This window comes from Pseudomonas sp. NIBRBAC000502773, from assembly GCF_006517195.1.
Taxonomy (GTDB): Bacteria; Pseudomonadota; Gammaproteobacteria; order Pseudomonadales; family Pseudomonadaceae; genus Aquipseudomonas; species Aquipseudomonas marginalis.
In genome coordinates this window covers 675278-687231 of sequence record NZ_CP041189.1, presented here as the reverse complement: position 1 = coordinate 687231, position 11954 = coordinate 675278, and the positions used below count along the sequence as shown (strand labels likewise).

The 11954-nt window shown below is 63.5% G+C and carries 10 protein-coding genes and 1 pseudogene; 3 read left to right on the top strand and 8 right to left on the bottom strand.

Features of this window, described 5'->3' with window-relative positions:
• Positions 1-62: 62 nt before the first annotated feature.
• The 8 genes and pseudogenes from NIBR502773_RS03030 to NIBR502773_RS02995 all read right to left on the bottom strand — a co-directional run bounded on the left by NIBR502773_RS03030 (position 63) and on the right by NIBR502773_RS02995 (position 8249).
• Positions 63-1058, bottom strand: a complete 996-nt coding sequence (locus NIBR502773_RS03030) for a GlxA family transcriptional regulator (protein WP_074847094.1) — start codon at positions 1056-1058, stop codon at positions 63-65.
• Positions 1055-1978 carry a transaldolase gene (gene tal / locus NIBR502773_RS03025; RefSeq protein ID WP_065941825.1) on the bottom strand — a complete coding sequence of 308 codons (924 nt, stop codon included), beginning with the start codon at positions 1976-1978 and terminating at the stop codon, positions 1055-1057. Before tal ends, NIBR502773_RS03030 begins: the two co-directional genes overlap by 4 nt.
• Positions 1979-2000: 22 nt before the next feature.
• A complete protein-coding gene (locus tag NIBR502773_RS03020) occupies positions 2001-2954 on the bottom strand; it encodes a sugar-binding transcriptional regulator (RefSeq protein ID WP_027607267.1) in 954 nt (317 codons plus the stop codon).
• Between the two features lie 45 nt (positions 2955-2999).
• Positions 3000-3800: an SDR family oxidoreductase gene (locus NIBR502773_RS03015; protein ID WP_027607266.1), complete on the bottom strand. Its 801-nt coding sequence runs from the start codon at positions 3798-3800 to the stop codon at positions 3000-3002.
• Between the two features lie 11 nt (positions 3801-3811).
• The gene (locus tag NIBR502773_RS03010; protein WP_141155342.1) at positions 3812-4576 is read right to left on the bottom strand and encodes an SDR family oxidoreductase; all 765 of its coding nucleotides are present in this window, start codon (positions 4574-4576) and stop codon (positions 3812-3814) included.
• A gap of 156 nt (positions 4577-4732) precedes the next feature.
• Positions 4733-6244: a sugar ABC transporter ATP-binding protein gene (locus NIBR502773_RS03005; protein WP_141155341.1), complete on the bottom strand. Its 1512-nt coding sequence runs from the start codon at positions 6242-6244 to the stop codon at positions 4733-4735.
• 15 nt (positions 6245-6259) lie between these two features.
• Positions 6260-7191: pseudogene (locus NIBR502773_RS03000) on the bottom strand (sugar ABC transporter substrate-binding protein).
• Between the two features lie 50 nt (positions 7192-7241).
• Positions 7242-8249 carry an ABC transporter permease gene (locus NIBR502773_RS02995; protein ID WP_027607262.1) on the bottom strand — a complete coding sequence of 336 codons (1008 nt, stop codon included), beginning with the start codon at positions 8247-8249 and terminating at the stop codon, positions 7242-7244.
• A 361-nt stretch (positions 8250-8610) separates the two neighbouring features.
• On the opposite strand from NIBR502773_RS02995, the gene NIBR502773_RS02990 reads away from it, so the two are divergent.
• From NIBR502773_RS02990 to NIBR502773_RS02980, 3 genes are read left to right on the top strand one after another with little or no spacing between them, the layout of a single operon-like run.
• Positions 8611-9447: a transketolase gene (locus NIBR502773_RS02990; RefSeq protein ID WP_065941830.1), complete on the top strand. Its 837-nt coding sequence runs from the start codon at positions 8611-8613 to the stop codon at positions 9445-9447.
• Entirely contained in the window at positions 9437-10369 is a 933-nt protein-coding gene (locus tag NIBR502773_RS02985; RefSeq protein ID WP_141155340.1) for a transketolase family protein, read from the top strand. Before NIBR502773_RS02990 ends, NIBR502773_RS02985 begins: the two co-directional genes overlap by 11 nt.
• Positions 10370-10374: 5 nt before the next feature.
• Complete coding sequence (locus NIBR502773_RS02980) at positions 10375-11850, top strand: FGGY family carbohydrate kinase (RefSeq protein WP_141155339.1); 1476 nt, start codon at positions 10375-10377, stop codon at positions 11848-11850.
• Positions 11851-11954: the final 104 nt, after the last annotated feature.

Genomic DNA, 11954 nt, shown 5'->3' with positions numbered 1-11954 from the left:
AAGAGCGCCGCGGTTTGGCGGGTAGGACAGAAAACCCTGAATAACTGCCAAGCGGCCTGCCGTCAGCGGGAAAAGCGCGCGCGGTAGTCGCGAGGGGAAATCGCAAGGTGGCGATGGAAGGTGTAGCGCATGCGTTCTTCATCGCCAAAGCCACACAGGTGCGCCACCTGGTCGATGTTGCGCTGGGAGTCTTCCAGCAGGCGCCGCGCCGCCTCCACGCGAAACAACTCGATGGCCTTGGCCGGAGTGCGCCCGGTTTTTTGCTTGTAGACCCGGGCGAAGTTGCGCGGGCTCATGCGGCTTTGTTCCGCCAGGCGCTCCACCGTAAGCTCGCGGTCACTGAGGTTGTCGGCGATCCACAGGTGCAACGCATCGAAACCGGCAGTGTCGTCGGTCTGGGCTTGCAGCAGTTGGCTGAACTGGGCCTGGCCGCCGGGCCTTTTGAGAAACACCACCAGTTCCCGCGCCACTTGCAGGGCGACGTGACGCCCGCAATCGGCCTCTACCAACGCCAGCGCAAGGTCGATGCCGGCACTCACGCCTGCCGACGTCCACACATTGCCTTGCTGGACAAAGATCGCGTCCATGTCCACATCGATGCTGGGGAACCCGCGCTTGAGCATGTCGCACATCGCCCAGTGCGTGGCAGCACGTCGGCCCTGGAGCAAGCCGGCCTGGGCCAGCAGGAAGGTGCCGCTGCACACCGAGGCCGTGCGCCGGGCCCGAGTGGAGGCGTGACGCAGCCAGTCCACCAGGTCGGTGTTGGCGGCCAGCGCCTGTTGAATGGCGGGGGCGCCGGGTACGATCAAGGTGTCCAGGGCGGCGGGGTCAAATTGCGCCAATGGCAGGGTGTCGACGCTCAATCCTTCGGCCGTTGGCATCAAGCCGCCCGCCAGGCTGGCGGTGTGCACCACATAGCCCGGCAGGCCACGCTCGACCATGGCCTTGGTGGCAGCCCAGAACACGGTCTGGGCACCGGTCAGGTCGAGCAGGCCCATTTGCGGGTAGGCCAGGAACACCAAGGTGCGCGACTGGCCGAGCGGCTGGACGGGGGTCATAGCGCCGACAACACCGCCTCGAGTTTTTCCTGGTCCCTCGCAAACTGTCGAATCCCTTCCGCGAGTTTCTCAGTCGCCATCGCATCCTCGTTCGACGCCCAGCGGAACTGTGCTTCGTTCATTGGCTGGCGTGCTTCACCTTCGGTCACCGGCACCAATTTGCGCGCCAGCGTGCCCTGGTCTTCGTCGAGCTTCTGCAGCAGCTCCGGGCTGATGGTCAGGCGATCGCACCCGGCCAGCTGTTCGATCTGGCTGAGGGTGCGGAAGCTTGCGCCCATCACCACGGTGTTGATCTGGTTGGCCTTGTAGTAGTTGTAGATGCGCGTCACCGATTGCACGCCCGGGTCATCAGCGCCGGTGTAGTCCAGGCCGGTGTTCTTGCGGTACCAGTCGTAGATGCGGCCCACGAACGGTGAGATCAGGAACACCCCGGCATCGGCGCAGGCCTGGGCCTGGGCGAACGAGAACAGGAGGGTGAGGTTGGTCTGGATGCCGGCTTTTTCCAGGCGTTCGGCCGTGCGGATGCCTTCCCAGGTGGAGGCGAGCTTGATCAGCACGCGGTCGCGGCTGATACCGGCCTTGTCGTACAGGGCGATCAACTGGTTGGCCTTGGCCCACAGCGCGTCTTCATCGAAGGACAGGCGCGCGTCGACTTCGGTGGAAATACGCCCGGGAATGACCTTCAAAATGCCGGCACCCACTGACACCGCGAAGTGGTCGCAGGCCAGGCCGACGTCGCCCTTGGCCAGGTTGACGGCATTGCGCAGCAGCTCGGCGTATTCCGGGATCGCGGCGGCCTTGAGCAGCAGCGACGGGTTGGTGGTGGCGTCCACCGGACGCAGGCGGCTGATGGCTTCCAGGTCGCCGGTGTCGCAGACCACGGTGGTGAATTGCTTGAGTTGTTCGAGCTTGGACGTCATGAGCGGCAATCTCCAAAAAAGGTTATTGGTTGAGGGCCTGTGCGGTGTCCAGGTCGGTGATCAGGATGTCCAGGTAGCCGCCCTTGAGCGCGCCACGAATGGCCTGGACCTTGTTCAGCCCGCCGGCCAGGCCGAGCACGCGGTGGATACTGCGCAGCTTGGGCAGCGCCACCGAGACCACGAATTCTTCATCCTCCTCCAGCACCGGCTTGCCCTGGGCATCGAAGTAACGCAGGCAGATATCGCCGACGGCACCGCGCTCGGCCAGCAGGCGCAGCATGTCCTCGGTGTAGTAGTTGCCACTGTTGCGCAGCAACTGCGAGGGTTCCAGGTCGCCGATGCCGACGATCGCCAGGGTGATGCTGTCAAAGCGTTGCAGCACTTCCTTGACCTCTTCCATCTGCACGATGCGCTGCTTACTCTCCACCGATTGCTCGATGCTTTGCGACGGCAGCAGGAACGCCGGGCAGTTGAGCAGGGTGGCCAGGCGTTGGGTGAGCAGGGTGGCTTCAAACGCGCCTTTGTTGCCGACGCCGCCCAACAGTTGTACCACTTCCTGGGCGCCTTGTTTGCCCGGCTGGGCATGCAGGTGGCCGACCATGGCGCGAATGGTGCTGCTCCACGACGAAATGCCGATATGGTCCTGGGGCGACAGGCTGGTCTCCAGGTAGTGGGCAGCCGCCGAGCCGATGGCTTGCTTGATGCTTTCATCGTTGCCGGGCTCGGTGGCTTCCACCACAATCACCTGGCGCACGTCGTAGCGGCGTTGCAATTGGTTTTCCAGCTCCAGGTGCAGGCCTTGCAGGCGCATCACGCTGATCTTCACCACGCCTTCCTGCAGCGCCCGGCGCAGGGCGCGGCTGATAAAGGATTGGGACAGGTCCAGCTGTGCGGAAATCTCGGACTGCTTGAGCCCGTCTTCGTAATAGAGGCTCGCGATCTTGGTGATCAGGCGCTGTTCTTCGATCTGGCTCATGAAGGCCTCGGTGATGACATCAATGCGGGTGAGGATACCAAACCCTTACGACATGATCAGGCCGCCGTCGATATTGATCGCCTGGCCGGTCAGGTAGGCCGCGTCATCCGAGGCCAGGAACGCCACCAGGCCGGCGACATCCGAGGGCTTGCCGGCCCGGCGCAGGGGGATGTTCCTCACCCATTCGGCCATCAGTTCACCCTTGCCGTAGCGTTTTTCGTCGGTGCTGAGGATCTCGCCCCACACGCGGTCGTTGTAGTCCCACATCTCGCTTTCGATGATGCCGGGGCAGAACGCGTTCACGGTGATGTTATGCCGCGCCAGTTCCAGCGCCAGGCTCTGGGTAATGCCGATCACGCCCATTTTGCTCGCAGCATAGTGCGGCGTGTAGATAAACCCCTGGCGGCCCTGGCCGGACGAGGTGTTGATCAAGCGCCCGCTGCCTTGCTTGACCATGTACTTGGCCGCCTCGCGGCAACCCAGCCACACGCCGGTGGTGTTGACCTGCAGCACCTTGTCGAAATCGGCGCGGGGCATCTTGTCGTAGTGGTCGATGGTGATGATGCCGGCGTTCTGCACCGACACGTCGATGCTGCCGAAGCGTGCGTGACCCTCGCGGTAGAGGGTTTCGATGTCTTCTTCGCGGGTCACGTCGATGCCCAGGGCCAGGGTATCGACCTTGTATTCCCGGGCCAGTTGGTCGGCGGTGAATGTCACGCGCTCCAGGTCGTTGGAGGCCAGCACCAGGTTGGCACCTTCCTGGGCGAAGCGCTCGGCAATGCCGGCACCGATGCCACGGCAGGCGCCGGTGATCACGATGGTTTTACCGCTGAAACGTTGCGACATGACAAAACTCCTTACCAGCAGACAAAACCACCATCGACCAGCAGGTCGACACCGGTGCAGAAAGACGAGGCCTGGCTGACCAGGAAAATCGCCGGGCCGACCATTTCGTCCACGCTGGCCATGCGGCCCATGGGCGTGGTCTGTTCAAAGATCTTCACCTGGTCGGCGACTTCCGGGCGAGAGTTCATCGGCGTGGCGGTGTAGCCGGGGCTGATGCAGTTGACGCGCAGGCCTTTGTCGGCCCATTCCATCGCCAGGCTTTTGCTCAGGTGGATTACCCCGGCCTTGGAGGTGTTGTAGTGCGCCTGCAACAGGCCGCGGTTGACGATGCTGCCGGACATGGAGGCGATATTGACGATGGCGCCTTTGCCACGCGGCAACATCACCGCGGCCTGGGCCTGGCAACTGAGGAAGATGCCGGTGAGGTTGATGTCCAGGGTGGTTTGCCAGCGTTGCAGCTCCAGGTCTTCGGCGGCCTGGGCATTGGCGATGCCGGCGCAGTTGACGGCGACGCTGAGTGGGCCGAGTTCTTGTTCGGTTTGCGCGACGGCTGCATCCAGGGCGGCTCGCTCGGTGACCGTGCCGCTGAGGGCCAGGGCGCGCCGGCCCAGGGCCTGGATGCGTTCTACGGTGCTGGCGATGCCGGGGCTGCCCGGAAGATCAAAGCAGGCTACATCGGCACCGGCTTCGGCGAGCCCGACGGCGATAGCTTGGCCAATGCCGCTGCCTGCACCGGTGACAAAGGCCACTTGGCCTTGAAGACTAAAAAGCTGCATGACTAACTCCGTTATTTGAAATTACAGTGAACCCCTGTGGGAGGGGGCTTGCTCCCGATAGCAGTGGTTCAGTGACAGATGCATCTACTGACACTCCCTCATCGGGGGCAAGCCCCCTCCCACAGTTGATCTCCATTGTCTGTGAGGACCGGTTGCCTAGGCGGTGGCCATTTCCATCACCGCCACCGGCGTGGCCTCACCGCGCTGCAGAATCCCCATCTGCCGTCCCCGGCTCATCACCATCACTCGGTGGGACAAACCCAGCACTTCATCCAGGTCGGAACTGACCACAATCACCGCCATGCCCTTGGCCGCCAGGTCCGCGATCACTTCATAAATCGCCGCCCGCGCACCCACGTCGATGCCGCGTGTGGGTTCATCGAGGATGAACACCTTGGGGTTGCGCGCCAGCCACTTGGCAATGATCACCTTCTGCTGGTTACCGCCGGACAAGCTGGAAATCCGCGACTGCGGCGCACCTTTCACCCCCAGTCGCGCCACCGCCGTGCGCGCGAATTCGCGCAGTGGGGCAGGGAATACCCAACCGCGTTTATCCAGCAGGTCGGTGTTGCCATAAATCAGGTTGTCTTCGATGCGATGCTCCACCACCACGCCTTGCTGCTTGCGGTCTTCGGGCACCAGCACCACGCCGGCCTGGATCGCCTCGAAGGGCGAGCGTAACTGGCGGACCTCGCCATCCAGCACCATATGGCCCCGGATATCCTGGGCCGCGCCGGCAATGGTACGCACCAGCTCGGTTCGCCCGGCGCCGACCACCCCGGCAATGCCGAATACCTCGCCGGCACGCACGCTGAAGTCGATGCCGTGCAAGGCAAACTCACGGCAGGTCAAATCCTTGACCTGCAACATCACCTGCTCCTGGGGCGCCTGCAACGCAGGGAAGATCCGCTCCAGGCTGCGCCCGACCATCTGCTCCACCAACTCCCGCACCGGCACCTGGGCCGTAGCATGCAGGGCGATCTGGCGACCGTCGCGCAGCACCAGCACGCGGTCGGCGATGCGTGCGATTTCTTCCAGGCGGTGGCTGATATAGATAAACGACACACCCTCGGCCTTCAGCCGTTCCACCTGCTTGAACAGCAGCTCGGTTTCTTCGCCACCCAATGCAGCGGTGGGTTCATCGAGGATCAACAGGCTGGCCTTCAGCGTCAGCGCCTTGGCGATTTCCACCAGTTGCTGGGCCGCCACGCTCAGGCCTTCGACCTTGCGCGAGGCCGGCACCTTGAGGCCCAGGCGTTCGAGTTGGATCTGCGCCTGGGCCTCCATGTACTCGCGGTCCACCCGCCCACGGCGCATGGGCAGGCGGCCGACGAAGATGTTCTCGGCGATCGACAGTTGCGGCAGCAGGCGGATTTCCTGGTGGATCAGGCCGATCCCGGCGCCCAGCGCGGCCCCCGGTGAAGCGGGTGCGTAGGGCGCGCCGAGCCAGGTCATGCTGCCCCCGGCCTCCGGTTGCACCAGCCCGGCGATGATCGACGACAAGGTCGACTTGCCCGCGCCGTTCTCGCCGAGCAGGGCCAATACCTCGCCGGGGCGAACGTCCACGTTGACCTGCGACAACACCTGCACCGGCCCGTAGGCCTTGCTGATATTGCGCAGGCACAGCACCGCGTCGGATCGAGCGGTGTCAACGGCTGCTGCTTGCATGACGACCTCCAAGGCTTACGGGTGCTGTTGCAGGAACGGCGCGACGTTTTCTTTAGTGGTCAGCACGGTGGGCAACAGTTGCTCCTTGGGCAAGGTCTTGCCGGCTTTGAGGTCGATGGCCGAGGCCACGGCCAGGCGCCCCATTTTCTGCGTCTGCTGGGTCATGGTCGCGTTCAGCACACCGCTTTGCACGGCCTTGAGCCCGGCGACGTCGCCGTCGAAACCGACCACGACCACCTTGTGATCGAGGTTGCCGACTTTCACCGCCTGGGCAGCGCCCAAGGCCATGGCATCGGCACGGCCGAAGAACACGGTGATGTTCGGGTCACGCTGGAGCAGGTCCTGGGCCACGGCGAAGCCTTTGTCCTGGGCCCATTCGGCCGGTTGCTGGGCGACGACTTTGAGGTCCGGGAAGGCTTTCAGGCCCTCCTCAAAACCCTTGGCGCGATCATTCTCGGGGTGGTACCGATCTGGCCTTGCAGGATCGCGATGCGGCCCTTGCCCTCGGTGATCTTGCCCACGTACTCGGCCAGGGTCTTGGCGCCGGCCACGCTGTCGCTGGCGATAAAGGTGTCGCCCGGTGCGTCGGGGGCGTTGCGGTCCACGGCGATCACCGGGATGCCCGCAGCCTTGGCGGCTTTCACCGGCACACCGGCGGCGGTGGCACCGGCCGGGATGTAGATCAGCACGTCGATCTGGCGGGTGATCAGGTCTTCGATCTGGCTCACCTGGGTGGAGGAGTTGCCCTGGGCGTCCACGGTGATCACCTTGACCCCCTTGGCTTTGCCCTCGGCTTCCACCGATTGCTTGATCTGGTTGAAGAAGTCGGCCTGCAGGTTGGCCACGGCCAGGCCGATGGTCAAATCCTTGGCCCAGGTGGTGCCGGCAGCGGTGAGGGTGGCGGCGGCGAGAGCGGTGGCCAACAGCAATTTCTTGGGGCTGAACATGTCGGTGACTCCTGGTTTTATTGTTGGAGGGTGTCAACTGTCGAACAGGTTTAACGGGCAGTGCTGGAGCGGCGTCGCAGGGTGTCGATGGTGACGGCGAGGGCGATGACCACGCCGATCACCACTTGTTGAATAAAGGGCGAAACCCCCAGCAGGTTGAGGCCATTGCGCAATACGCCAATGATCAGTACGCCCACCAGGGTGCCGCCGATGCTGCCGACGCCGCCACTGAGGCTGGCGCCGCCAATCACCACGGCGGCGATGGCGTCCAGCTCCAGGCTCAGCCCGGCGCTTGGTTGCGAGGAGTCCAGGCGCGCGGCCAGGGTCACGGCGGCGATGCCGGCCAGCGCACCGCTGATGGCGTACACCCATAAGGTAATCGCACGCACCTTGATGCCCGACAGGCGCGCCACTTCCGGGCTGCCGCCCATGGCGTAGAGGTTGCGGCCGCCGGCACGAAAACGCAGGAACACCCAGGCCACCACCAGCATCACCAGGAACAGGCCCACGGTGGCCGAGAGGAAACCAAAGTGGCGCACCGTCGCCAGGCTGGTGAACCAGTCCGGGTAGCCGACGATCTGCCGGCCTTCGGTGAGGATATTCGCCAGGCCACGGGCCACCGACATCATGGTCAGCGTGGCAATAAAGGGTGGCAGCTTGGCGTAGGTGATCAACGCGCCGGACACCAGCCCGGCGAGCATGCCGCTGGCAATCGAGATCGGAATCGCAAAGCCCAACGGCACCGCCTGATCCTGATACAGCCAGCCGAGCATCATCATCGAGAAGGCCAGCACCGAGCCGACCGACAGGTCGATGCCGCCGATCACGATCACCGCCGTCATGCCGATCGCCAGGATGCCCAGCACCGTGACCTGATCGAGGATGTTCAGGCCATTGCGCAACGAAAAGAAGAATTCGGAACTGAAGGAGAAGACCAGCACCAGCAACACCAGCCCGATCAACGGGCCGCCGATGTTACTGGGCAGCAGTTTCACAATACGTGGGCGGGGTGGCGGCTTGAGTTCGGCCGGGTGCTGGACAATAGCTTTGGCGTCCACAGTGTTCTCCTGATTTATTTTTTTTGGAGTGCTTCAGGCGTCGTGAATATTTATGCGTGCCTGACTGTTAATTCAGATTCCAGTGACACCGTGTCAAAGTCAAGCGCTTAATTTTTCTTGCATGCCTCTGATCCGGTGTTTTTGCCCGGCGCAAAGCCACGGGCTAGATGAGCCGGTGTGGGATTTTGGCCGTTTGTCCGAGGGCTGTTTCCGAGTTTTATTTGATTTTTCGGCGGTTCGCTCACTTGACCTGCCGGAGGATCGGCGTCTAAATAGAAATATATTGTCACTGCTGAATAAATATTCAAAGACAGCCTTGGACACTTTCACCCCGCGTGGTCAGCCTCAAAGGAGCCGCTGCATGAATGCCTTCCAGTACGACGCCCACCAGATCAAGGAACAGGCCCGCCTGATCCGTCGCCATGTGATCCGCTTGAATGCCGACTCCCCGGCGGGCGGGCACACCGGGGCGGATCTTTCCGAGACCGACATCCTCGCCACCCTGTATTTCCGCATCCTCAACACCGGCCCGGAACGCACCGAAGACCCCGAGCGCGATATTTATATCCAGAGCAAGGGCCACGGCGTCGGCGGTTTGTACTGCTGCCTGGCGCAGGCGGGGTACATCCCCACCGAGTGGCTGCCCACCTACCAGCACTTCAACTCGCACCTGCCCGGCCACCCGGTACGCCAGAAAACCCCCGGCATCGAACTGAACACCGGCGCCCTCGGCCACGGTTTGCCGGTGGCGGTCGGGCTGGCCCTGGCGGCGAAGATGTCCGGCAGCAACAAGCGCATCTACGTGCTCACCGGTGACGGCGAACTGGCCGAAGGCTCCAACTGGGAAGCGGCGATGGCAGCGGCCAAGTACGGCCTGGATAACCTGTTTGTGATCGTCGACAAGAACAAGCTGCAGCTTGCCGGTTTGACCGCCGAGATCATGCCGCTGGACCCACTGGACGTGAAATGGGCGGCCTTTGGCTTCCGCGTCAGCGAGTGCGACGGTAACGACGTCGGCCAATTGATCGAAGCCCTGGAAAGCATGCAGACCAAGACCGGCGCGCCCCAGGTGCTGATCGCCCACACCATCAAAGGCAAGGGCGTGTCGTTTATCGAAGCCCGCCCCGAATGGCACCACCGCGTGCCCAAGGGTGATGAAATCAACGCAGCACTGGAGGAGTTGAACCATGGCGAGTGAACATTTGGCGAGCGTCATGGTGGAAGCGTTTATCGCTGCCGTGGATGCCGGGCTGGACGTAGTGCCGGTGGTCAGCGACTCCACCTCCACGGCCAAGATCGGCCCGTTTGCCCAGCGCTTTCCCGAGCGGCTGATCAATGTGGGCATTGCCGAGCAATCCCTGGTCAGCGTCGCGGCGGGCCTGGCCCTGGGCGGCAAGATCGCCGCCACCTGCAACGCGGCGCCGTTCCTGATCTCGCGGGCCAATGAGCAGATCAAGGTGGACGTTTGCTACAACCAGGCCAACGTGAAGATGTTCGGCCTGAATGCCGGCACCAGTTATGGCCCGCTCGCCAGCACCCACCACAGCCTCGACGATATTTCGGTGATGCGCGGGTTTGGCAATGTGCAGATCTTCGCCCCGGCCGATGCCGTCGAGTGCCGCCAGATCGTCGATTACGCGCTGCGCTACCACGGCCCGGTGTATATCCGCCTCGACGGCAAAGCCTTGCCCGACGTGCACGGCGCCGACTATCAGTTTGCCCCCGGTCAGGTGGATATCCTGCGCCAGGGCGCGGATGTGAGCATCGTGGCCCTGGGCTCGGTGGTGCATGAAGCGGTGGAAGCGGCGGCATTGCTGGCGGAGCAGGGCATCCAGGCGCAGGTAATCAACCTGTCGTCGATCCGGCCCTTGCAGCGTGATGTATTGCTCAGCGCCTTGAGCGGCACCCGCTCGGTCATCAGTGTGGAAGAACACAATATCAATGGCGGCGTCGGCAGCCTGGTCGCCGAAGTGCTGGCCGAAGCCGGGCTGGGCATTGCCCTGGTCCGCCTGGGTATCGGCGATGGCGAGTACGCCGCCGCCGGTGCCCGCGAACCGACCCGCGCCTTGCATAACATCGACGCGGCTGGGATCGTGGCGGCTGCCACTCGGTTGCGGTGAACCCAATGAATAACAACACCCCGCTGATCCTGGCGATAGATGAAGGCACCAGCAACGCCAAGGCGGTGCTGGTCAACGAACTTGGCCAAGTGATTGCGCGCGGTTCGCGGCCCTTGAGCATCCGCCATCCCCAGGCTGGGTTTTCCGAGCAGGACCCGCTGCTGATCTGGCAAAACACGTTGGCGGCGATTGAAGAGTGCCTGGCCCAGGTGGATCGTCCGATCACTGCGTTGGCCATCAGCAACCAGCGTGAATCGGTGGTGGCTTGGGATAGGCATACCGGTGAGCCATTGTCGCCGTGCATCAGTTGGCAGTGCCGACGCTCTACGGCGTTGTGCACGCACCTGCATGAGCAGGGCCATGAAGCGCTGATCCTGGAAAGGACCGGGCTGGCGTTGGACCCGATGTTCTCGGCGGGCAAATTTCGCTGGATTCTCGATCACCTTGAGGATGGCCACGCCCGCGCCGCTGCCGGGGAGATCTGCCTGGGCACGGTCGACAGCTGGTTGTTGTGGCAACTCAGCGGCGGCCGGGTGTTCGCCACCGATTATTCCAACGCCGCGCGCACCCAACTGTTCAACCTGCACACCTGCGCCTGGGATCCTGAGCTGTTGGCGTTGTTCGGCATTCCGGCTGCGGCCCTGGCGCCGATCCGGCCGAGCGCCGGGTTCTTCGCCGAAACGGTCGCGGTGGGCGGCTTGCCCGCCGGTATCCCGGTGATGTCGATGATCGGCGATTCCCATGCGGCGCTGTACGGGCAGGGCGGCTTTGCGCCGGGGCTGGTCAAGGCCACCCTCGGCACCGGTTCGTCCTTGATGACGCCCATGAGCGGGCCGATTGCCTCCACCCATGGCCTGTCGACTACCTTGGCCTGGCATGACGGCAGCCAACCCACCTTCGGCATGGAAGGCAATATCGTCCATACCGGCGCTGCCGTGCAGTGGGCGTCGAAGCTGGTGGCGGGAGAATCCCTGGATGCGCTGACCGAACAGGCCGCGCAATTGCCGGATAACGGCGGCGTGTATTTTGTCCCGGCGCTGTCCGGCCTCGGCGCACCGCACTGGAAGGCCGACGCCCGTGGACTCATCTGCGGGTTGAGCGAAGCCACGTCCGGCGCGCATATCCTGCGCGCGGCGCTGGAATCCATCGGCTATCAGATTCGCGATGTGTTCGAGGCCATGCAGCAAGACATCGGCAGCCCGCTCAAGGAACTGTGGGTGGATGGTGGTGCCACGCGCAACCGCTGGCTGATGCAGTTCCTCGCCAACCTGCTGCAACGCCCGGTGGTGCGCAGCCTGTCACCGGAAGTCTCGGCATTGGGCGCAGCGCACCTGGCGGGACGGGCGTTGGGCGTATGGGCGAGTGATGCGGCGCTGGGGCAGTTGGAACGCCAGCGCGAGCGCTTTGAGCCGCAGGAGGATCCGGCGATGGCGGAGCGTTACTCAGAGTGGAAAAAAGCTCTAGCCCGCACACTCCTCTAACCGCATATGCAAACCAAATGTGGGAGGGCTTGCCGCCGATGAGCATAGGGATCTACATAACGTTGACTCAACACTGAACGTCCGGCAGATAGGGCTGTTGTGGT

What these genes read in the sequence shown, in the direction of transcription:
- NIBR502773_RS03015 (WP_027607266.1), bottom strand. Translation starts at nt 3,800, where the DNA reads ATGTCGCAACGTTTCAGCGGTAAAACCATCGTGATCACCGGCGCCTGC.
- NIBR502773_RS02985 (WP_141155340.1), top strand. Translation starts at nt 9,437, where the DNA reads ATGGCGAGTGAACATTTGGCGAGCGTCATGGTGGAAGCGTTTATCGCT.
- NIBR502773_RS02990 (WP_065941830.1), top strand. Translation starts at nt 8,611, where the DNA reads ATGAATGCCTTCCAGTACGACGCCCACCAGATCAAGGAACAGGCCCGC.
- tal (WP_065941825.1), bottom strand. Translation starts at nt 1,978, where the DNA reads ATGACGTCCAAGCTCGAACAACTCAAGCAATTCACCACCGTGGTCTGC.
- NIBR502773_RS03010 (WP_141155342.1), bottom strand. Translation starts at nt 4,576, where the DNA reads ATGCAGCTTTTTAGTCTTCAAGGCCAAGTGGCCTTTGTCACCGGTGCA.
- NIBR502773_RS02980 (WP_141155339.1), top strand. Translation starts at nt 10,375, where the DNA reads ATGAATAACAACACCCCGCTGATCCTGGCGATAGATGAAGGCACCAGC.
- NIBR502773_RS03030 (WP_074847094.1), bottom strand. Translation starts at nt 1,058, where the DNA reads ATGACCCCCGTCCAGCCGCTCGGCCAGTCGCGCACCTTGGTGTTCCTG.
- NIBR502773_RS03020 (WP_027607267.1), bottom strand. Translation starts at nt 2,954, where the DNA reads ATGAGCCAGATCGAAGAACAGCGCCTGATCACCAAGATCGCGAGCCTC.
- NIBR502773_RS03005 (WP_141155341.1), bottom strand. Translation starts at nt 6,244, where the DNA reads ATGCAAGCAGCAGCCGTTGACACCGCTCGATCCGACGCGGTGCTGTGC.